Origin of the sequence: Paraglaciecola arctica BSs20135 (genome assembly GCF_000314995.1) — a bacterium.
Lineage (GTDB): Bacteria > Pseudomonadota > Gammaproteobacteria > Enterobacterales > Alteromonadaceae > Paraglaciecola > Paraglaciecola arctica.
The window spans coordinates 153,811-176,045 of record NZ_BAEO01000031.1; the positions used below are offsets into that span (position 1 = coordinate 153,811).

The 22,235-nt window shown below is 40.1% G+C and carries 24 protein-coding genes; 8 read left to right on the forward strand and 16 right to left on the reverse strand.

Features of this window, described 5'->3' with window-relative positions; genetic code table 11:
• Window positions 1-7: 7 nt before the first annotated feature.
• The 4 genes from msrQ (at window position 8) to GARC_RS12410 (ending at window position 2,542) form a co-directional block, all read left to right on the forward strand.
• Complete coding sequence (gene msrQ, locus GARC_RS12395) at window positions 8-667, forward strand: protein-methionine-sulfoxide reductase heme-binding subunit MsrQ (RefSeq protein ID WP_007620478.1); 660 nt, start codon at window positions 8-10, stop codon at window positions 665-667.
• Between the two features lie 63 nt (window positions 668-730).
• Complete coding sequence (locus GARC_RS12400) at window positions 731-1,108, forward strand: hypothetical protein (protein WP_007620480.1); 378 nt, start codon at window positions 731-733, stop codon at window positions 1,106-1,108.
• Between the two features lie 106 nt (window positions 1,109-1,214).
• Entirely contained in the window at window positions 1,215-1,694 is a 480-nt protein-coding gene (locus GARC_RS12405; protein ID WP_007620482.1) for a YchJ family protein, read from the forward strand.
• Window positions 1,695-1,867: 173 nt separating this feature from the next.
• Entirely contained in the window at window positions 1,868-2,542 is a 675-nt protein-coding gene (locus tag GARC_RS12410) for a glutathione S-transferase family protein (RefSeq protein WP_081587547.1), read from the forward strand.
• Window positions 2,543-2,559: 17 nt separating this feature from the next.
• Here the strand turns inward: GARC_RS12410 and GARC_RS12415 are convergent, their stop codons facing one another.
• The 13 genes from GARC_RS12415 to yceD form a co-directional block, all read right to left on the reverse strand.
• The gene (locus tag GARC_RS12415; protein WP_007620489.1) at window positions 2,560-3,330 is read right to left on the reverse strand and encodes a TatD family hydrolase; all 771 of its coding nucleotides are present in this window, start codon (window positions 3,328-3,330) and stop codon (window positions 2,560-2,562) included.
• A gap of 29 nt (window positions 3,331-3,359) precedes the next feature.
• The gene (gene holB, locus GARC_RS12420; protein ID WP_007620491.1) at window positions 3,360-4,247 is read right to left on the reverse strand and encodes a DNA polymerase III subunit delta'; all 888 of its coding nucleotides are present in this window, start codon (window positions 4,245-4,247) and stop codon (window positions 3,360-3,362) included.
• Window positions 4,248-4,877: a dTMP kinase gene (gene tmk, locus GARC_RS12425; RefSeq protein ID WP_007620493.1), complete on the reverse strand. Its 630-nt coding sequence runs from the start codon at window positions 4,875-4,877 to the stop codon at window positions 4,248-4,250. It abuts the gene before it with no gap.
• Between the two features lie 11 nt (window positions 4,878-4,888).
• Window positions 4,889-5,884 (reverse strand): endolytic transglycosylase MltG, encoded by a 996-nt coding sequence (mltG, locus tag GARC_RS12430; RefSeq protein ID WP_007620495.1) that lies wholly within the window; start codon window positions 5,882-5,884, stop codon window positions 4,889-4,891.
• Window positions 5,881-6,726 carry an aminodeoxychorismate lyase gene (pabC, locus tag GARC_RS12435; protein ID WP_007620497.1) on the reverse strand — a complete coding sequence of 282 codons (846 nt, stop codon included), beginning with the start codon at window positions 6,724-6,726 and terminating at the stop codon, window positions 5,881-5,883. Before pabC ends, mltG begins: the two co-directional genes overlap by 4 nt.
• Window positions 6,727-6,789: 63 nt before the next feature.
• Window positions 6,790-8,025 carry a beta-ketoacyl-ACP synthase II gene (gene fabF, locus GARC_RS12440; RefSeq protein ID WP_007620499.1) on the reverse strand — a complete coding sequence of 412 codons (1,236 nt, stop codon included), beginning with the start codon at window positions 8,023-8,025 and terminating at the stop codon, window positions 6,790-6,792.
• A 76-nt stretch (window positions 8,026-8,101) separates the two neighbouring features.
• Window positions 8,102-8,341, reverse strand: a complete 240-nt coding sequence (gene acpP / locus GARC_RS12445; protein WP_007620501.1) for an acyl carrier protein — start codon at window positions 8,339-8,341, stop codon at window positions 8,102-8,104.
• A gap of 169 nt (window positions 8,342-8,510) precedes the next feature.
• Entirely contained in the window at window positions 8,511-9,248 is a 738-nt protein-coding gene (gene fabG, locus GARC_RS12450) for a 3-oxoacyl-ACP reductase FabG (RefSeq protein ID WP_007620502.1), read from the reverse strand.
• Window positions 9,249-9,275: 27 nt separating this feature from the next.
• The gene (fabD, locus tag GARC_RS12455; protein WP_007620504.1) at window positions 9,276-10,202 is read right to left on the reverse strand and encodes an ACP S-malonyltransferase; all 927 of its coding nucleotides are present in this window, start codon (window positions 10,200-10,202) and stop codon (window positions 9,276-9,278) included.
• A 24-nt stretch (window positions 10,203-10,226) separates the two neighbouring features.
• The gene (locus tag GARC_RS27095; protein WP_007620505.1) at window positions 10,227-11,186 is read right to left on the reverse strand and encodes a beta-ketoacyl-ACP synthase III; all 960 of its coding nucleotides are present in this window, start codon (window positions 11,184-11,186) and stop codon (window positions 10,227-10,229) included.
• 3 nt (window positions 11,187-11,189) lie between these two features.
• On the reverse strand, window positions 11,190-12,215 hold the full coding sequence (gene plsX / locus GARC_RS27100) for a phosphate acyltransferase PlsX (RefSeq protein ID WP_007620507.1): 1,026 nt from the start codon (window positions 12,213-12,215) through the stop codon (window positions 11,190-11,192).
• 17 nt (window positions 12,216-12,232) lie between these two features.
• Entirely contained in the window at window positions 12,233-12,403 is a 171-nt protein-coding gene (gene rpmF / locus GARC_RS12470; RefSeq protein WP_007620512.1) for a 50S ribosomal protein L32, read from the reverse strand.
• 10 nt (window positions 12,404-12,413) lie between these two features.
• Window positions 12,414-12,941: a 23S rRNA accumulation protein YceD gene (gene yceD, locus GARC_RS12475; protein ID WP_007620513.1), complete on the reverse strand. Its 528-nt coding sequence runs from the start codon at window positions 12,939-12,941 to the stop codon at window positions 12,414-12,416.
• Window positions 12,942-13,061: 120 nt separating this feature from the next.
• On the opposite strand from yceD, the gene GARC_RS12480 reads away from it, so the two are divergent.
• The gene (locus GARC_RS12480; RefSeq protein WP_007620515.1) at window positions 13,062-13,667 is read left to right on the forward strand and encodes a Maf family protein; all 606 of its coding nucleotides are present in this window, start codon (window positions 13,062-13,064) and stop codon (window positions 13,665-13,667) included.
• Window positions 13,668-13,672: 5 nt separating this feature from the next.
• Here GARC_RS12480 and GARC_RS12485 read toward each other — a convergent pair whose 3' ends face one another.
• Complete coding sequence (locus tag GARC_RS12485; RefSeq protein ID WP_007620517.1) at window positions 13,673-14,314, reverse strand: HAD family hydrolase; 642 nt, start codon at window positions 14,312-14,314, stop codon at window positions 13,673-13,675.
• Window positions 14,304-15,257, reverse strand: a complete 954-nt coding sequence (gene rluC / locus GARC_RS12490; protein ID WP_007620519.1) for a 23S rRNA pseudouridine(955/2504/2580) synthase RluC — start codon at window positions 15,255-15,257, stop codon at window positions 14,304-14,306. The genes GARC_RS12485 and rluC overlap by 11 nt, the downstream gene beginning before the upstream one ends.
• 608 nt (window positions 15,258-15,865) lie before the next feature.
• Here rluC and rne point away from each other — a divergent pair.
• The 3 genes from rne to nhaD all read left to right on the forward strand — a co-directional run bounded on the left by rne (window position 15,866) and on the right by nhaD (window position 21,724).
• Window positions 15,866-18,772, forward strand: a complete 2,907-nt coding sequence (rne, locus tag GARC_RS12495) for a ribonuclease E (protein WP_007620522.1) — start codon at window positions 15,866-15,868, stop codon at window positions 18,770-18,772.
• Window positions 18,773-18,971: 199 nt separating this feature from the next.
• Complete coding sequence (locus GARC_RS12500; RefSeq protein ID WP_007620524.1) at window positions 18,972-20,288, forward strand: DEAD/DEAH box helicase; 1,317 nt, start codon at window positions 18,972-18,974, stop codon at window positions 20,286-20,288.
• A 191-nt stretch (window positions 20,289-20,479) separates the two neighbouring features.
• Window positions 20,480-21,724 (forward strand): sodium:proton antiporter NhaD, encoded by a 1,245-nt coding sequence (gene nhaD / locus GARC_RS12505; protein WP_007620527.1) that lies wholly within the window; start codon window positions 20,480-20,482, stop codon window positions 21,722-21,724.
• 49 nt (window positions 21,725-21,773) lie between these two features.
• Here nhaD and GARC_RS12510 read toward each other — a convergent pair whose 3' ends face one another.
• Window positions 21,774-22,220: a YaiI/YqxD family protein gene (locus GARC_RS12510; protein ID WP_007620537.1), complete on the reverse strand. Its 447-nt coding sequence runs from the start codon at window positions 22,218-22,220 to the stop codon at window positions 21,774-21,776.
• Between the last annotated feature and the right edge of the window lie 15 nt (window positions 22,221-22,235).

The window sequence follows — 22,235 nt, forward strand, 5'->3', positions numbered from 1 at the left end:
AATTGTAATGATTAAATCTGTGCGCATTACAGCTGCTCATACTTTTTGGATCAAAGTAACGCTACATCTAGTGGCTTTGTCCCTCTTGTTATTCACCTACTATCAAGCTTTCAGCGACCAATTAGGTGCAGATCCAGTCAAAGCCATATTACATTTTAGCGGTATAGGTGCATTCAATTTGTTACTGCTGTCATTATTAATATCACCTTTGGCTAAGTATCTACGTCAAGGGCAATTAGTAACGCTTAGAAGGCCCATAGGTCTTTATGCATTTGTATACGCGATATGTCATTTCAGTAGTTATTTGTTGTTTGAGTTACAACTTGAATGGTCGCTATTATTATCTGAAATACTAAAACGTCCTTATATTAGTGTTGGTTTTATCGCGTTGCTCATTTTGAGTATCTTAGCTGCCACCTCAACCAAACCAATACAAAGACGTATGGGAAGAACTTGGCAAAAAACCCATAACTGGGTGTATGTGGCAAGTTTATTGGTTGCTTTACATTATATATGGTCAGTAAAATCCGAGCTCATTCAGCCAATAATATACGCCCTAGTATTACTGGCTTTGTTAGTGGCACGAAGGACCAAGTTTTTAAAACCGATACAATCACGCTTCAATAAACGAACAAAAACCCAACAAAGTAAAAAAAAGCTTGCATGATGATTTATACAGTACTACTGTATATCCAACCACTGTATATAACATCACTACTTGGAAATCATTATGGCAAGTTTACATGCATTTACTAACAGCTCGACTCCACTAGTCACCATGCAAGTGCCAGCGGATCATAAGCATAGCAACAATATAAATGTTAACCATGACCACAAGTGGACTTTTTTGGTGGCCAATAAAATTCGTTTTGCTGAAAAACAAACCTATTGCATTCGTCTAACTAAACCTAAACAACAGAGTTTGTCACTGTGGCTCGAAAAAATTGTCACTGGCGGTCAATGTTCAAATTTGTTTGTTGAACAATTAACATTAGATGAAATAAGTTTTGAGCGACTAAAACAACTATGTATTGATTACAAAGTTGCGTTAGTAAACCTAATGCCCAACAGCCTACAAAAAGATAACGTAGTAAAAGGACCTTGGTAAGTAACCTGAACTCGGGACACTTAGTTAAATTTAGCCTCGTTTGATATTGACTCTACTAAGTACAATCGCCTAGTCTTCACTATCTGCTTCCTTAAGTATTAAAACTTTGACTACGTCTATTAAAAACTGCTTTTGCGGTAACGAGTTCACATTTGAACAATGCTGCCAGCCTATTATTGCTGGTAAAGTGAATGCGAAAAATGCCGAAGAGTTAATGCGTTCGCGTTTTACGGCTTATGTAATAAAAAACTATCAATATATTTTGCAAACCTACGCATCAGCTCAACGTGCTAAATTAACAGTTAGCGAATTAACAGAAAGTTCTCAAGATACCCGATGGTTATCCCTACAAGTCCTAACCCATTTCTCTCAAAAAAATACTGCTCAGGTTGAATTCAAAGCCTTCTATCAAGTCGACAGCTGCTATTACGTGATGCATGAACTATCAGATTTTGTGTTTGAAGCAGGACGGTGGCTGTATACCGAAGGAGTAATGCAAAAAGGCTCTGGTAAATTTTCACCAGAACGTAACAGCCAATGTTTGTGCGCTAGCAGTAAAAAATTTAAGAAATGTTGTGCAAGATAGGAAATTGGAGATCTACTTAGATTTTAGCCAAGCAAATATACAATATAGCCTAGATTTGATCTGCCTCAATCATTCAGTATTTTGTTACTTAAAATTCAGATAGGATTGTTCACTTATTCTGATGGGATCCCCGTTTCAACTTAACACCTTGACTAAGTATAAGCGTATAAATAATGACATCTTTTAATACAAACCAGGTTCCACCCACATTATGGCATTGCTATAATACTAGATCTTTACGTCCATTATGGGCTTTAGAAGAGATGGGGATAGAATATCGATTAAATGTTATGCCATTCCCACCTCGCTTTACCCAAAGTGAGTATTTAGAAACCAATCCCCTTGGCACTATTCCTTTTTTTGACGATGGCATAAGCCAAATGACTGAATCATCAGCAATATGCCAATATTTAGTCGACGTTTACAACAAACCTGAATTTGGTATTGCAGTTAACGCTCCCGATTATGGTCATTACTTAAATTTTTTGCATCAAAGCGATACAACCCTGACATTCCCATTAGCAATTATTTTAAGATATCGACATTTAGAACCCGATGACCGTAAGTTGCCACAAGTTGCAGAAGGTTATATTCGATGGTTTTCGGCGCGTCTACGTTGGTTAGAACAACACTTATCAACGGGTCGATTATTTTTATGTGGTAACAAATTCACTGTTGCTGATATCGCTGTAGGTTATGCGCTACATTTTGCTACCATTATTGGTTTGAAGGAGCATTTTAATTCTGATGTATCTTCCTACCTAACAAGATTAACAGCTAGAACTGCTTTTAAAAGAGCAATGAAAAAAGGTGTTGAATTAGACCCTTTTAAATCGCTAGTATTATGAGTTTTAAAAGTACTATATTACGTTCTTACAATCCCAAACAACTCATAAAAATTGTCCGTTGTGATTTTAGCTAGCTCTTCCACACTTACCCCCTTTATTTCTGCAATAAACTCTCCAACTTCTCTTACAAATCCCGGTTGATTGGGTTTACCTCTGTAAGGAACTGGTGCTAACCAAGGTGAATCTGTTTCAATGAGTAATTTGTCTAGTGGAATTTTTTTAACGACTTCTTGCAATTCTGTAGCAGTTTTAAATGTGACTATGCCAGATATTGAGATATACATGCCTAATTCTATTGCTGCCTGAGCCATCTCCCAAGTCTCGGTAAAACAGTGCAGCACACCTCTGGTGGATGGGTCTTTGTGTTGCTTAAGTAAGTCAATGGTATCTTCACGGGCATCTCTAGTATGGATAATCAAAGGTTTGTTTAGCTTATTGGCTACTTTAATATGATCAACAAAAGAAGTTAATTGCACAGACTTTGTTTCGGCACTATAAAAATAATCTAAGCCAGTTTCACCTATGGCGACTACTTCATCATTATCAGCCATGTTAAGGAGCTCATCATAACTACACGCATCCTCTTGATGTAATGGGTGGACACCACAAGAAACAGACACATCTTTGAAATGTTTAACCGTATCTAACATCGCAGGAAAATCTTTAACCGACACCGACACACATAAAAAGTGTTCAATACCGCGACTTCTAGCAAAATTGAGTATATCTGACAGTTCTTCTGGGGTTTTATCTAATCGGTCTAGGTGGCAATGTGAATCAACAAACACGTAATTTTTCCATTTTTAAAGAGTTAGGTTTAAGCGGCTTTTACTAAGGCAAGTTTATCTAATAGCGCGGTTAACACTAAGGTTTTATTGACCCCAGGGTTGCGTAATTGTCGGATGACTTTAGTCGCTTGTAGATTTAGCTGCCAAAGTGTTTCAGAAAGCTGTTCGGTACATTGCTGTCTTGCCCAATATTGCGTCCATTTAAGTACTTTATCGGCATTATCTTGCCAATCCATTGCCAGTTGTGTGGCACTCGTTTTACCTTGCAACAAAGACTCTAGCCCGGTGCTATAGGTTTCATAAGTGAAACTCTGTTCTTCTTGCAGTTCGGCAAATAAGGCCAAAGGGCGGGCACTAAACAACTTGGCAAAATTAATATCGATTTCAGCATCATATTGGGTTTTCACCCAAGCAATAGTGGTATCTAAATCAGGTAAAGGTAGAGCCAACTTTTCACAGCGGCTTCTGATTGTTGGTAATATGCGCTCCGGCTTATCCGTGGTAAGTAATAAAAACGTGTTGGCAGTTGGCTCTTCTAAGGTTTTAAGTAAAGCGTTAGCACTTGATTCAGTCATAGTGTGTGCATGATAGATAATCAAAACCTTGGCCCCTGACATGTGAGCAGAGCTGACTAAGGTTTTAATGGCATCGCGAATTTGATCAACACCTATTTGTTTATCTGATTCCACCACATGTAAATCAGGGTGATTGTTTGCAGCATTTAATAGGCAAGACTGGCAAAAACCACACACTTCATCCCCTTTTCTAGCTTTACATAGCAGTAACTGAGCTAACTCTAGGGCAAAGTTTGATTTACCTAATCCAGAGGGACCTTGAATAAGCAGAGCATGATGCAACTTATCTGCTGCAATTCTGTTGCTCAACTTTTTAAAAGTCCCATCTAACCAAGGAAACACTCAATTCTCCAAAAATTGTTTAATCGCTAGCTCAACATCTTGATGCACCGCCTGGATACTCTGCATGGTATCGATCACCACACAATTATGATCCTGCTGGGCCAATAATAAATAACGCGCTCGGGTTCGTTCAAAAAAGCTTAGATCTTCTTGTTCAATACGGTCTAGTTCACCACGTCCTTTGGCGCGTTTAAGCCCTTCTTTGGGCTCAACATCCATATATAAGGTAAAATCTGGTTTAAAGTTTTTTAAGGTGATAACTCTTAGGCTTTCGATCATATTCTGATCAATCTGACGACCACCACCTTGATATGCTTGTGAGGACATATCGTGCCTGTCCCCTAGTACCCAGTTGCCTTTTTCTAAATTAGGCAAAATAACGTTTTGCACTAATTGCGCTCTTGCGGCATACATTAACAACAACTCAGCTTCTACTGTGACTTTTTCATCAACCCAGTCATGTTTGACTACATCTCTTATCGCTTCAGCCATAGCAGTACCACCTGGCTCTCTGGTATTAACCACAGTATGACCGGCAGCTTGAATGGTTTGAGTCAATATAGCTACAGCGCTACTCTTTCCAGCACCTTCCAAACCTTCAATAACAATAAATTTGCCTAATGTTTGCAACTAATACTCACTTATCTTTTTAATTGATATTGACGCACTGCAAGATTGTGCTCTTGCAAAGTGGTTGAAAACTTGTGACTGCCATCACCCTTGGATACAAAGTACAATTCATCCGTTATCATAGGGTTAAACGCAGCATCAATGGCCAATTTACTCGGCATAGCTATAGGCGTTGGCGGTAACCCTTTAATGACATAAGTATTATAAGGTGTCGGAGTTTTCAAATCTTTACGCCTGATATCGCCATCAAAACTTTCACCTATGCCATAAATTACAGTAGGATCGGTTTGTAAGCGCATATTTAGGTTAAGTCTGTTAACAAATACCCCAGAAATTCGTGGACGTTCATCTGCCACCCCTGTCTCTTTTTCAATGATCGACGCCATAGTCAAGCCTTCGTAAGCCGAATCATAGGGCAAACCTTGGGCACGATCTTGCCATGCCATGTTTAAATATTGTTGCATACTAAGATGAGCACGTTTAACCAAGTCAATCGCCGCCGTTTGCGCTACAAAGTGATAGGTATCGGGTAATAGATATCCTTCAATGGACTGTTCAGGCAATTCAGCGGTTAACGTCTCAAGCTGTTGATAAAAATTATCATTAAATTTAATTTGTGGATGAGACTTGATCGCTACTAACCACTCCCGCCAATTTAGTCCTTCGATTAAACTGATTGAAAATTGAAATTCTTTGCCGCTAGATAATAACTCTAACAAATCTAGTGCACTCATTGACGGCAATAATTCGTAGGTACCTACTTTGATATTAGCTAGTTCTGGCACAAGCTTTAACCTGATTTTGAGGCCAATATTATCCTTGATGATCCCCTGCTCTTTTAATCTATTGAGTATGCCTTTTGCAGATTGTCCGGCTTTAACTTGATACAGAGTTGCCTCAGTAAGGTTAAGTGGCTGATGTACTTTTTTGTCAAAATGAAATAAAGCTGCGACAAAAACAAAACCTAATATAATCCCAAAGATAAACAACCATTTTACAATTTTCATGACACTTTTATCGCTTTGAGATTAATTGTAGGTTGCAGATAATGTTGTAATTGTTTTGTCTGCTCTACAACATAATTTTTAGTTCGCTGATTAATTGGATTAAACAAACTCAGCACCGGAACCACCATCATTAACGAGTTACAAACAAACAACTCTTGAGCGCTAAACAAAACGCTGACATCCTGCTTGACCACCTGACATTCTATCCCTTTTTGTTGCATAACTTCCAGAACATGGTTACGCATAACCCCTTCAACCCCTGATTTTGAAAGGTCTGCGGTATACCAGACATTATCCTTGTACCAAAACAAATTAGCTACAGAGGTTTCAATTATTTGTTGCTGAATGTCACAAACAATCGCATCATCATAACCAGTTTGTACTAATGCTTGCTTGACTAAAACCTGTTCTAGACGGTTAAGATGTTTAATACCTGCAAGCAAAGGTTGGCTAGCTAAAGTGATGGGACTAATAGTTAACTTTATGCCCTTGGTATGCCAAAGAGTGTAATGTGCTGGGATTGTATGCAGGGTAATAATATAATTAGGGCTTAAGGCGCCTTCTGGACTATATCCTCTGCCACCTTCGCCCCGGGTAATCATGACTTTGACTACGCAGTCAGAAGTAGACTTTAACGAATCGAATATACAACTTGTCAACTCTGACCATTTATCAAAATCTAGGTATAAAGTATTACACGCCAATTTTAGACGTTCAATATGGGCATCAAAAAATTCAAGATGACCATTTCTAAACGCCATAGTGGTAAAGCAGCCATCACCATACTGAAAAGCTCTATCTGCAATTTCTATATGTTGTTGCTGCCTTCCGTTAACAATCATTATTTTTTGTATCTAGATGCCGTAATAGAACTTCAATATTACCCAAAAGTTAAATGTTGCCTATTATTTTTTAAATAATAATGAGCCATTAGTGCCGCCAAAACCAAATGAATTACATAAAGCATAATCCATCTTCACAGGTCTGGATGTATGAGCAACAAAATCAAGATCGCAGCCTTCACCCGGATTATCTAAATTAATAGTGGGTGGTGCTATTTGGTCACGTAGTGCCAAAATAGTAAATATGGCTTCAACCGAGCCTGCGGCTCCAAGAAGATGTCCGATCATCGATTTAGTTGAACTAACCAAAACACTGTTGGCATGTTCACCAAAGACACGTTTAATCGCAGCCACTTCAGCCATATCCCCTACCTGGGTAGAAGTACCATGAGCATTGATGTAACCAATTTCGCTAACGTCAATCTTGGCATCGTTAATAGCATTGACCATAGCAGTTGCAGCACCTTCACCGTCAGCTGGCGGCGAGGTCATATGATAAGCATCGCCACTCATGCCAAAACCAACCAATTCAGCATATATTGTTGCACCACGAGCGACAGCTGAGTCATAGTCTTCCAACATCACAACACCAGCCCCCTCACCCATTACAAAACCATCCCGATCTTTATCCCAAGGACGGCTAGCCGCTTCAGGGTTATCATTATGAGTAGATAAAGCACGGGCTGCAGCAAAACCACCAATACCGAGCGCACAAACGGTCGACTCAGCACCACCGGCAATCATCGCATCAGCGTCTCCGTAAGCAATAATACGGGCTGCGATACCAATATTATGAACTCCAGTAGTACATGCGGTGACAACATTAATATTTGGACCCTTGAGCCCCTCAAATATCGAAAAGAATCCTGAGATCATATTAGTAATAGTCGCTGGAACAAAAAATGGTGATATTTTGCGCGGACCTGATTCAAGCATTCTACGATGATTTTCTTCAATTAAACCCAAACCGCCAATCCCAGAACCAATAGCAACACCAACTCGCGATGCATTTTGTGCTGTGACTTTAAAGCCTGAATTTTCTAGGGCTTGTTTACCCGCTGCAATACCTAGTTGGATAAACCTATCCATCTTCTTGGTTTCTTTTTTGGGGATATACTTCTCAACATCAAAATCTTTGACTTCACCAGCGAACTGAGTGGTTAACAAAGAAGGATCAAAAGAAGTAATAGGGGCAATGCCACTTTTACCGGCAAGAATGTTTTTCCAAGTAGAATCTACAGTATTGCCAACAGGGGAAAGCATGCCAAGACCGGTCACAACTACGCGACGTTTAGACACATTGGCCTCCGCTTATCTATGAATGGTTGTTTATTTTTGAAAAAAAAACGGCCCTGAGAGGACCGTTTATAATACATTACGCGTCTTTATTAGCGTTAACGTAGTCAATAGCAGACTGAACAGTAGTAATTTTTTCAGCTTCTTCATCAGGGATTTCAGTATCAAACTCTTCTTCAAGAGCCATTACCAATTCAACAGTGTCTAATGAATCCGCACCTAAATCATCTACGAACGAGGCTTCTGGTTTAACTTCTTCTTCTTTAACACCAAGTTGTTCAATGACGATTTTTTTTACACGTTCTTCGATAGTACTCATAATTCTAGTTATCCTTTAAGTCGCTAGATATAAATTTGCGAGTAGTGTATTCAGCTAAGTGAGCCCTTGCAAGCAACAGGTTCAACTTTTTATCTGGTCTAACCACTCGCTGATTAGTAATTATTCATTTATTCAATAAAGCATCAATAATTGAAAACTTTAACACATCTTACCCCATATACATGCCACCATTGACATGTATTGTTTCACCAGTGATATATGCTGCATCATCACTGGCTAAAAATCCAACAGTCGCGGCTATTTCTTTTGGGTCACCTAAACGGTTTGCTGGAATATCTTTAAATATACTTTCTTTTTGGTCATCAGTTAATGATTTTGTCATATCAGTATCAATAAAGCCCGGAGCAACAACATTAACGGTAATACCTCTAGATGCAACTTCACGAGCCATAGACTTACTAAAACCAATCACACCAGCCTTTGCAGCAGCATAATTAGCTTGCCCCGCATTACCTGTAGAGCCAACTACTGAACCTATATTAATAATACGTCCTTTGCGTTTTTTCATCATGCCACGCAGCACAGCTTTAGACATTTTAAAAATAGAGGTCAAATTAGTATCCATAATGCTTTGCCATTCGTCATCTTTCATACGCATCAGTAAATTATCACGAGTGATCCCAGCATTATTTATCAATATATCCACAGTGCCGTGTTTTTCTGTGATTTCTGTCAGCAATGTTTGCATCGAATCAGGATCGGCAACATTAAGTACTTTACCTTCACCACTACCTTGCAGGTAATCACTGATTGCCTGAGCACCATTTTGGGATGTTGCAGTACCTATAACAGTTGCACCATCAGCCATTAGACGCTCGGCTATCGCTCTGCCAATTCCTCTACTTGCACCTGTTACTAGTGCAATACTGCCATTTAAATTAGCCATACATTCTCTCTACAAACAATAATTAAATTAAATCAATGAATTTACAGATTCAACTGTATTAATCGCAACACAACTTAAACGTTTATCAATACGCTTAGTTAATCCAGTTAAGACTTTCCCTGGCCCCACTTCGAATAAAGCTTCAACACCAAGTTCTGCTAATTTATTGACTGTTTCTGTCCATCGAACTGGGCTATACAATTGCTCAACTAATGCCTGCTTTATTGCTTCTGGATCATTAGGGTAAGCCACATCAACATTATTGATAACCGGCACTTTAGGTGCGTGGAACTGAATGTCTTTAAGTAAACTAGCCAGTTGTTCTGCTGCTGGTTTCATCAAAGCACAATGAGACGGCACACTAACGGCCAATGGTAATGCTCGTTTTGCACCTTGTTCTTTACATAAATTTGCGGCGACTTCTGTGGCGTTTTTATTCCCAGCGATCACTATTTGTCCTGGTGAATTAAAATTTACTGCAGCCACAACTTCATTGGTTTGCCCTTGTGCCTGCTCGCAACTAGCAACAACCTTATCGTCATCCAAACCTATTATTGCATACATAGCTCCGACGCCAGCTGGCACAGCTTGTTGCATAAATTGACCGCGAGCCTCAACCAACTTTAGAGCATCAGCAAAGTCGATTACCCCAGCACACACCAAAGCGGAGTATTCTCCTAAACTATGACCTGCCATATATGCCGGTTGACTGAGCTCTTTTTCGAGCAACAGTTTATATATTGCATAACTCGCCGCTAATAAAGCCGGTTGAGTAATATGGGTTTGATTAAGTTGTTGTTCATCATTTTGTACCACATCCCACAAGTCATAACCTAAGACTTCGCTAGCCTGGGCAAAGGTATCTTGAATGCTGCTAAATTCGGCAGCTAAATCACTTAACATGCCTAAAGTCTGTGATCCTTGACCAGGAAAAATCCACGCTTGTTTACTCATATTTAATTCTCTAAAAATTGTATTTTAATAACGTACTAACGCTGATGCCCATGCAAAACCGCCACCAAAAGCTTCTAAAAGTAGATTCTGTCCGCGTTTAATTCTGCCATCTCGAATAGCAGTATCAAGGGCCGTTGGCACTGTAGCTGCAGATGTATTACCGTATTGTTCAAGTGTCATCACCACTCGTTCGAGTGGCATATCCAGTTTTTTTGCCGTCGCTTTAATAATCCGAAAATTTGCTTGGTGTGGCACTAACCAATCTAAATCTGATTTTTTCATATTGTTGGCAGCTAACGTTTGTTCAACTACCTCACTTAACTTAGTGACGGCAACTTTAAATACTTCGTTGCCTTTCATGCTTCCCCAGTTTTCATGCACAGATTGTTCATTACCGTGTTGCGGGTTGCCTATAGTTAATAAATCACCATAGGAGCCAGCAGCATTAATATGTGTGGATAAAATACCAGGCTCTTCACTTGCTTCAATAATAGTGGCACCTGCAGCATCGCCAAATAAGATCACCATAGTGCGATCCTCAGGGCTAATCATACGGCTTAAGCAATCTGTGCCTACTACTAATATTCGTTTAGCCATACCACTTTTTATATACTGATCAGCCACACTAAGGGCGTAGCAATAACCAGCGCAGGCAGCCGCCACATCAAATGCAGGTATACCATCAACATCTAGAGCTTTTTGGATTTCACAGGCGGTACTAGGCAACGCATACCGACCACTAGTAGTAGCACAAACAATCATGTCTAAAGATTTAGCATCAATACCTGCCGCTTCTAACGCCTTTTTACTGGCTTCAAAACCCATAGTAGCAGCAGTTTCGTTAGCTCCAATGATACGCCTTTCTTTGATCCCGGTGCGATCGGTGATCCAATCGTCTGAGGTATCAACCATAGTTGACAGGTGTTCATTGGTTCGTATCTCACTTGGATAATAACTACCTGTGCCAATTATTCTGGAATTCATTTGTTAGTGACGCTCCATTAAAACAGCTTCAATCTTATCTTTTATCTTGTCAGGGACTTGCATTTCGACTTGTTGTATCGCCTCACGGATCGCATACAAAAAAGCCTCTGACGAGGCATTACCATGGCTCTTTACCACAATTCCGCGCAATCCTATCAGACTAGCGCCGTTATACTGGTCGGGTTTCATCCGTAAATAAATACCACGAAACAAAGGCATGGCTATTTTTGCCACAATTTTAGACAACCAATTATGCTGTGATGCTTTTTTAACTTCTTGAATGACAAAATTCACTAAACCTTCCCAAGATTTCACGGCAATATTACCGACAAAACCATCTGTAACTATCACATCTGCTTTCTGGGAAAAGATATCGTTACCTTCAACATAACCAATATAGTTAATGTTCTTGGAGTCAGTTAATAATTTGGCAGTTTGTTTAACTTGGTCGTTACCTTTGATTTCTTCTGAACCAACATTGAGCAACGCCACCTTTGGCTGTTTGATATTGGCAATATGTTCGGCCAATACAGAGCCCATCACGGCATATTGGAATAACACCTCTGAATCAGAATTAATATTTGCGCCTAAATCCAAAAAATACACTTTGCCGTTATTAATGGTAGGCACCAAAGTAATAAGAGCGGGACGATCTATGCCAGGTAAGGTTTTCAACACGTAATACGCCATACTGAGCAAAGCGCCAGTATTACCGCCACTGACACACGCATCGGCTTCATTGTTATGAACTAAATCGAGTATACGTCGCATCGAAGAATTTTTTTTGTGCCGTAAGGCATGAGCTGGCGCTTCATCCATAGCTACGGCTTGGGGGCAGTCGGATAAGGTAATACGAGCTTGGATATCTGGTTGCTGTTTGCTCAACCACAGTGACATAAGTGCTAAAGGACCACAAAATATAAAATGTAAATGGGGAGTTTGTTGAAGTGCTGTTAATGCAGCAGGAAAAATAATATGGGGGCCGTGATCGCCCCCCATGATATCTAACGCTAAGGTCAGACGACTCAAAGTTCTGTCACTTTAAATTAAAGAGATAAAACTTTTTTGCCTTTGTAGTAACCATCAGCGGTCACGTGATGACGAATATGCGTCTCACCTGACGTTGAATCTACAGACAAAGTCGCAGAACCTAGTGCATCGTGTGAACGACGCATTCCACGTCTTGAACGAGTTTTCTTACTCTTCTGTACAGCCATTACTTTACTCCTAGTCTCGCTTAAGTTCTTTCAAAACCGCGAACGGGTTTGGACGTTCATCGGCCGGTTCAATTTTTCCGAAGCTCATTTTATCACGCTTTTGTTTGCAATCCTCCTCTGCATGAAGGGCTACAATCGGTAGTGATAAAATCAGTTCGTCTTCAAGAGTTTGAAATAAATTGATTTCTCCTTGGTCATCGACCTCAACCGGTTCGTAAACATCCGGTAATTCATCTTCGGTTTCTTCTTTAGCACTCTGCACTGGGCTAAAACAAAAAAACACATCCAAAGGATGATCGAAGACTTCATTACATCTCTCACAGATAAGTGATGTTGAACATGCCATATGACCTTGAAAATAAGTAAGACCCTGCTCGTCTTTTGCAAACTTAACTTCAACATCAACTTCTTTGGCAATATCAGCAACTGCTCCAAGTAATCTGGGCATCTCAGACGACAAAATAACTCCCCGATAATCGGAGCGTAATGTGGCGTTTTTAACTGGGTCAACCAGCTTGGGTAGTTTCACTTTCTGCATAGCGCGCGCATATTATAGTTTCATCGCGGTTTAGTCAAAGAATAAATCATAGTTAATGACACCCAGCGCTGCATTTTATATGCTTTAACTAATATTAATAAGATGTAGTAATCACCATTTATGAAAATCATTCTGGCTTCGAGTTCCCCTTACCGCCAATCTATTTTAAAAAAACTCCATATCCCGTTCTCTAGTGTCGCGCCTAATGTCGATGAATCATCGATAGAGACTGAGTCAATATCGGACAAGGTACAACGACTTGCTAAAGATAAAGCCTTAATCATCGCCACACAAAAGGCTCACGTTGATAGTTATGTTATTGGCTCAGATCAATTGGCTAGTTTTAATGGGCAAGTATTAGGTAAACCGGGAGACTTTATTAAAGCTAAACAACAACTGTTAATGTTCAGTGGTCAGACTGTCAGGTTTTACACAGGGTTATGTCTAGTGCATTCAGCTAACAAACAAATATCACAGCTAGTAGAAACCTTTGATGTGACATTTAAGACCTTAACTGAGGATCAAATTTCTACTTACTTACAAATTGAAGAACCATACGACTGTGCAGGTAGTTTTAAATGTGAAGGTTTAGGCATTGCCTTATTTGAATCTCTCCATGGCAGAGATCCCAATACATTAATTGGTTTACCACTGATTGCCTTAATGGATTTATTTAATTCTATGGATGTGGACTTGTTTGATTATATGCAAAAAGATACCGATTAATGGTATTAAACGTGCAGTAATAATTCTTCTAAGGTATCAATCACAGCTAAAGGTTTATGTTGTTGTAAAGTGTCAGCACTATGCACACCAAAACTCACACCAATGCGATCCATGTTAATCGCTTCGGCCATTGCCATGTCATAACTAGTGTCGCCAACCATCAAAACCTGATCTGCCGACAAATTTAATTCAGACAGAATTTGCTGCAACATATCTGGAGAGGGTTTACTTTGGGCATCATCTGCGGTTCTGGAAGCACTAAAATAGTGTTTAGTATTGGAATGATGCCAATTGTGATCTAAACCTTGCCGAGCTTTCCCTGTCGCCACCGCTAATATGTAGCCTCGTTGCTTCAACTCTTCTAATAAAGCTATCGCACCATTAAACAGCGGACTACTTATTGTTGCATGATCTTTAAAGTGTTCTTTATAAGTATGAAAAAGATCCATTGCGGCTTTTTCATCATCGATATTAAAGAGTTTTTGTAACGCAGGTAACAAACTAATACCGATCACGTTTTTTGCTTGGTCATAATCTGGTACTGGAAAACCCAGTTGTTGAGCGCTGGTTTGCATACTTTCAACAATTTTACTGATGGAGTCCATCAGTGTGCCATCCCAATCAAACACTATGGCTTTATACTTCACTTCTAAGTCTCTTCAACACACTGACTAAACTTGGCTCAAGAGGTGCTTTATAACTCACTCGTTCATCGGTATTAGGATGAATAAAAGCCAATGAGTGTGCATGTAAAAATAATCTTTTAAGACCTAACTTATAGGTTCTTTGGTCAAAGTCTTTATCGCCGTATCTATTATCAGCCGCAATAGGGTGACCCGCATGCAAACAATGTACGCGGATTTGATGGGTACGACCGGTAATAGGTGAGGCTTCAACTAAGGTTGCTTGGTTGAAGGACTCCAAAATACGATAACGGGTTTCCGATGGTTTGCCTTCATCATCAACTAATACTATACGTTCGCCAGATTTTAAGGTGTTCTTTAATAGTGGCGCTTTTACCTTAAAGCGATTAGCTGGCCATTCTCCCGCCACTAAGGCTTGATAACGTTTATCTACTTTTCTATCTCTGAGCTGTTCGTGGAGATTTTTTAACGCAGAGCGTTTTTTAGCGATTAATAAACAACCCGAGGTATCGCGATCTAGTCGATGCACCAACTCTAAAAACTTTTGTTGAGGGCGCAATGCTCTTAGAGCTTCAATCACCCCAAAACTTAAACCACTGCCACCATGTACTGCGGTACCTGAAGGTTTATTCAATACAATTAGCCAATCATCTTCATATAGTATGTGATTTTCTAAACTCGATACTTTGTTGAGCTTAGTAGAAGGCAAATCAGTTGGCTCAGATACTCGCACAGGCGGAATACGTAGCTCGTCATTGGGCTGCAATTTATATTCGGGCTTAACCCGTTTTTTGTTCACTCGCACTTCGCCCTTACGCAAAATGCGATAAATAAGGCTTTTAGGCACTCCTTTTAAGAAAGTGCGTAAATAGTTATCTATCCTTTGCCCTTCCAGGTCAGGATCGATAGTAACAAATTGAACTTTTTGAAATGATAGGTCTGTCATAAGCCGCGCATTGTAACCGAATTGCTCTAGTAGTTGTCCAGTATTTTAATGTCTTGCTAGTGTTAGTGCTTTAATGTGATAATACGCCGGTTTTCAAACATATAATAAATGTTTTAAACAAACAGATGGATTAATCAGTTCTGTATGCAAAAACGACCAATTTGTCGTAACCCGTTTATCATAACGTGACTTGCAAGCCTAATACGGCTAATCAACTGTGAAGCGAGTAACTTTTCACAAGCTTGATTAAACAGAACCCTTACATCAGCGATATAAATATCCTATTGATCGCCATAGGTGTAAAGAATACAAAAGAATTGACAAGATATTTGAATAACAAAATAGCCAGACAAGCATTTGTTATTCGAATACCACTAAGTTTTAAATGATAAATAAGTAGCTAAACATACCGTCTTGTTTAGCGCCTATGAAATATAGGTAAAGTGTTTAAAAAACAATACATTGAATAATTAATGCAAATAACACTTAGGCGCAAAAACTTAACCATTAGTATACAGTCGTGAGGCTGCATTGAAAAATTGTCACATTACAGCGTAGTTCTTTACTTGTGGTGATCGGTACTTTACCGAGCAACAAGAATGAAAAGAATGTTAATCAATGCTACTCAGCAAGAAGAATTGCGAGTGGCACTTGTAGATGGTCAAAAATTGTATGACTTGGACATAGAAAGTCCAGGCCACGAACAGAAAAAAGCCAATATTTACAAAGGTACAATTACCCGCGTAGAACCTAGTTTAGAAGCTGCATTTGTCGATTATGGCGCCGACAGACATGGGTTCCTACCTCTAAAAGAAATTGCCAGAACTTACTTCCCTCAAGGTTATAGATTTGAAGGTCGCCCCAATATTAAAGAGGTGATCAGAGAAGGCCAAGAAGTCATTATTCAAATTGATAAAGAAGAACGTGGCCAAAAAGGCGCAGCCTTAACCACCTTTATCAGTCTAGCTGGCAGCTACTTAGTGTTAATGCCAAACAACCCTCGCGCTGGTGGTGTGTCTCGTCGTATTGAAGGCGATGAGCGTACTGAATTAAAAGCAGCTTTAGGTGGTTTAGATCTACCAGATGGTATGGGCTTAATCGTCCGAACCGCTGGTGTAGGTAAAACAACTGAAGAACTTGCATACGATTTGGATTACCTAGTATCAGGTTGGGGCCGAATTAAAGAAATGGCCGACTCTCGCCCTGCCCCATTCCTTATACACCAAGAAAGTGATGTAGTAGTACGTGCGATCCGCGATTACCTTAGACGGGACATCGGTGAAATTCTTATCGATAATGCCGTAGTGCACGAAAGAGCATTAAAACACGTTGAACAAATGCGTCCAGACTACGCAAACCGCGTAAAACTATATAGCGGTGATGTACCTTTATTCAGCCATTATCAAATTGAAAGCCAAATCGAATCAGCTTTCCAACGTGAAGTGAGACTGCCTTCAGGCGGCTCAATTGTGATTGACCCTACTGAAGCCTTGATTTCAATCGATATTAACTCTGCCCGTGCCACTAAAGGTAGTGATATCGAAGAAACTGCTTTTAATACTAACCTTGAAGCCGCAGACGAAATTGCTCGTCAATTACGCTTACGTGATGCTGGTGGTTTAGTGGTCATTGACTTTATCGATATGACCCCAGTGCGTCATCAACGTGAAGTTGAAAACCGTATGAAAGATGCAGTCCGAGGTGACAGAGCACGAGTACAACTAGGCCGTATTTCACGCTTTGGTTTACTAGAAATGTCACGTCAGCGTTTACGTCCTTCATTAGGTGATTCAGCCAATAACGTGTGTCCAAGATGTAGTGGTCACGGTTCAGTTCGTGGCACAGAGTCATTAGCATTATCTGTACTTCGCATCATGGAAGAAGAAAGCATTAAAGATAATACTGGGCAAATCGAAGCTCAGTTACCTGTTAATGTGGCGACTTATTTATTAAACGAAAAACGCAGTTCAGTTCAGGGTGTTGAAAAACGTCATAGTGTTCAGTTAGTTATTATCCCTAACCCAAACATGGAAACGCCACAATACAGCGTAGCCCGCAGACGTCCAGACGATGCAGTGCAGGAAATGAGTTATAACTTGCCATTAATTGAGCAAGAAGAAAACATAACTGATAAAACCGTAGCACCTGCAATGGCTAAAGAACAACCAGCCCTACAAAGCCTTATTGCACCTGAACAGAAAAAAGTAGCTCCTGCTAAAGTCGCAGTTAAATCAGAAAGTTTATTAGATAAAGCCAGCAAGTGGATTTCTGGTTTATTTAAAGCTGAAGAAAAAGTGGTTCCTAAGAAAACTACTCATACCCGTAATCAAGGTACTAATCAGCGTCAAAATAGAAATGCTCGCCCTGATAGAAATAAACGTAACGGCAAAAATAACGAGCGTAAAGAACAAGGTGAACAATCTGCTAATCGCAATGCGCGCCCAGATAGAAACGAACGTTCAGAGCGCAAGCCAAGAAATGATAACCGTAAGCCTCGTCGCGATGACAAACCAGTAGAAGCGAAGCAAGACACTGCTGCGGTTGCGAAGAGCAATACTCCTGCAGCTGCATCTACACCGGCACCAGCCAAGAAAAAAGAGCAAGTAGCAGAACGTAGAAAACGCCGCGATACCAGACGTAGTGTTAGAGTTGACGATGATAATACTGAGCAAAAGACCCCAGTTACAGCGGTTCAAGAAACTCAGGCAGCCGTCATTGCGCAACCAGATACTGTGGTTCAAAATGATGCGGTAGTCGCTAGTCAAACAACTAATGAGCAAAAAGTCACCGAAACTGCAGCAGCAGTTGTAGCGCCAGAGCCGGCAGTTGCAACGACTGACACTCAAGCCGCTAGCGAAGTAAAAGCCGTTAGCGAGACAGAAGCCGTTAGCGAAACAAAAGCCCTTAGCAAAGTAAACAAAGATGAAGAATCAACATCTCGTACTCGCAGTCGTCGTTCTCCTAGACACATTCGCGCTGCAGGTCAAAAACGCCGTAAAGAAGGTGACGAGAAAGACGAAGCGGTAAAAGCTGAAGCAGCAGAAGTCACACAGGATGAACTACAGTTTGATGAACCTGTAGCTGCGCCTAAAGTTGAAACAACACCTGAAGTGATTATTGCTGAAGAAGCGCCAGCTCAAGTGGCAATGGAATTAGCAACTGAGTCTGCACCGGTTGTTGATACGCCTGAGCCAGTTGCACAATCTGCCAGTGCAGATACAAGTGACGTTGCGGTTGATGGATCTGAAAAGCCAGTGAAAAAAGCGCCAGCTAAAAAACCGGCAAAAAAGGCAACACCTTTGAAAGTTGCGGCTAAGCCAGTCAAAAAAGAATCAGTTTCAGCCCCAATGGCTCGACCTGCTTCTATTGATGAAGCATTTGTCGATGTTAAAATTGGTTCACTTGATGACGCTGCCAGACCGGAAGTTAAACGCTCTGGTAAGTCAGCTGCTTTTTCAAGTTCATCAAACGCATCAACTGCACCAGCAACACGCCCTGGTTCACAAAGCGAATAAAGCTATACTCGAAAGAGTTTAGAATAATGCCGCAAGACTTCTAGTCTTGCGGCATTTTATTAATAGTCTAAGTGCTATTGTGTGTTGATTACTGTATCCTCCCGCGACTATTTTAAAGTGTTTAAAATTTAAGCTATGTTTGGCAAGGTCTAAGACTTTGTTTGACAAATAAGCTAATCACCCTATTTGAGAAATATCTATGAGTTTTGCCGACCTAGGCCTATCACCAAAAATTTTATCTGCAGTAGCTAGTAAAGGCTATACCACACCTTCCCCCATTCAAGCTAAAGCCATACCAGCGGTATTGCAAGGTAGTGACGTAATGGCTGCAGCCCAAACTGGAACAGGTAAAACTGCTGGTTTTACTTTACCAATTTTACATTTACTAAGCCAAGGACAATCAGCTAGGCCTAATCAAGCACGAGCTTTGATACTCACCCCAACCCGAGAGTTGGCAGCACAAATAGCCGAAAGTGTGCAAACTTATGGAAAAGACTTATCCTTAAAATCAGCCGTGGTATTTGGCGGCGTGGGTATTAATCCACAAATGCTTAAATTGCGTAAAGGTGTGGATATATTAGTTGCCACTCCTGGTCGACTGCTTGATTTATACAACCAAAATGCAGTGAAATTTTCTGAATTAGAAATTCTTGTAATGGATGAAGCCGATCGTATGTTGGATATGGGTTTTATTCATGACATCAAAAAAATCATTAAGTTGTTACCGAAAAAACGCCAAAACTTGATGTTTTCAGCCACCTTTTCTGACGACATTCGAAAACTGGCTAAAGGTTTAGTGAATAATCCTGTAGAGATATCTGTATCCCCAGCTAATACAACAGTCGATTTAGTTGAGCAATGGGTGTATCCCGTAGACAAAAGTAAAAAATCGCAACTGCTTACCCATTTAATCAAAGACAATGATTGGCAACAGGTATTAGTTTTTAGTCGTACAAAACACGGTGCTAACCGCATTGTAAAACAGCTTGAAGCTCAAGGTGTAAGTGCTGCTGCCATTCACGGTAACAAGAGTCAAGGTGCAAGAACTAAAGCCCTAGCAGACTTCAAACAAGGTAAAGTGAAAGCTTTGATAGCGACTGATATTGCTGCCCGAGGTTTGGATATTGATCAATTACCCCAAGTAGTCAATTTTGATTTACCCAATGTACCAGAAGATTATGTGCATAGGATTGGACGTACCGGTCGCGCAGGATCAACAGGTCAAGCTATATCCATGGTGACACAAGATGAATTCAAGGAATTAGTCGATATAGAAATATTGATCAAACAACTTATTCAGCGCAAAGTGACTGCAGGCTTTGAACCCACTCAGCCGCTACCAGAATCAACGCTTGGTCAAAAACCCATTAAAGCCAAAAAACCAAAGCAAGCTCAATCAGGTCATAGAGATGGGCAACGTTCTGGTCGTAATTCATCTGGTGGACAACCCCCTAAAAGCAATCATTCACGGAATAGAAATAGAAGCCAATCCAGTGGTAACACTGGCAATCGTTAATATTCTAAGATAAGCCTAAAGCCAGTACTCATTATTGATGGGTACTGGCTTTTTTTATATGCCCCAAAAATCGCTTAATAAATCACCTTTTCAAAAAACAAAATTTAGTAGTTAAATTTCGTATAATTGAATCTCTTGCAATCTGGTTTGCAAAGCCTATTATGCGGCGAAATTTTCTAGAATTACTTATCATGTTATTAAACTATATATTAATAGCCTTAGCATTTTTGGCGCTAGCCGGTGTTATTTTCGAAGAAGTTATTCATATAAATAAAGCCAAAATCACCTTATTGTTTGGCACCCTATCTTGGATTTTACTTTTTGTATTTGCCGCAACAGGCGCTGACCGTCAACTAATAGATCATAGCCTGCGGGAGAATCTCGCTGATATTTCATCATTATGGTTATTTCTAGTAGCTGCCATGACGTTTGTCGCTTATTTAAATAAAAAAGGCTTAATTGCCAATTTATTACACCGCGCGATGCCAGAGTCCATCAGCGAACGTAAATTATTATTTTTCACAGCTATTTTTAGTTTTATCTTTTCATCCTTGGCTGACAACATTACCGCTACGTTAGTCTCTATCGCCTTAATACTGTCTTTATCATTACCCCCTAATAAGACCATACGTTTTGCGGTGTTAGTGGTATTTGCTGTCAACTCTGGTGGTGTATCACTAATTACCGGTGATGTGACAACCTTAATGATTTTTTTAGCTGACAAGGTCAGTATTTTAAATTTGTTATGGTTATCTTTACCTTCCTTTACTGCCGTGATGGCTTTGACCTTAATGATGAGTATTGGCATGAACGGCAAAGTCAGAATAAAGCAGCAAAAACTTGAAATACGTAAAATAGACTATGCCATTGCCGCTATTTTTCTATGCACCATATTATTTACCATAGTGGGTAATGTTTTATTTGAAATCCCTCCGGTACTGAGCTTTTTAGCGGGTCTTTCGATTATGTTTATTGTCGCTAGGTTATGTAATGACGACGACGAACACGATCCTATTATGGAATACATTCGCTATATTGAATTTGATACTTTGTTGTTTTTCTTAGGAATACTGTTGTTAGTCGGAATGTTAGAACAAATTCATGCATTAGACTTTTTGGTTACCCTTTATCAATATGTACCACCCTTATATGCCAATTATATTATGGGTATTACCTCAGCCACTGTAGACAATGTGCCCCTCACTGCGGCATTACTAAAAACAGGCATAGAAATGGACTTAGCCTCTTGGCTAGGACTGACTTACGCAGTAGGTGTTGGCGGTTCATTACTAGTGATTGGTTCGGCCGCCGGTATAGTGACCATGAGCAAAGTACCTGGATTAAGTTTTGCTCGTTATGCCAAGTACGGCCTATTGTTATTACTAGCCTATACCTTAGGTTATGTCTTAGTGATCGGTTTAGGCCAAGTCATTTAAAATCGCGATATTTGAAATAGCGTCATTTGATATAGTGGTAACGCAGCAATTAAACGTTTGCTGTGAGTATTCTATCTAAGTGATTGGCAAAATTCTGTCTATCACTTTGGTTCAATGGTGGAGGCCCGCCAGATTGTTCACCGCTGGCACGCATAGTGTCCATAAAGTCACGGATATTAAGGCGAGCACGGATGTTTTCAGTAGTGAACAGTTCACCTCTTGAGCTTAATACCTGGCCACCTTTTTCAATCACTTCTGCCGCTAAGGGAATATCACTGGTGATCACCAAATCATTTAGTTCGACTTGTCTGACTATTTCGTCATCAGCCACATCAAACCCAGCGCTGACTTGCATGGAGCGGATAAATTTTGATGGTGGTGTACGAATATATTGGTTAGCCACAAATATGGTTTCAACTTTTTTACGCTCTGCGGCACGAATTAAAATATCCTTTATCACCACTGGACATGCATCTGCATCTACCCAAATTTTCAATGTAACACTCTCTTT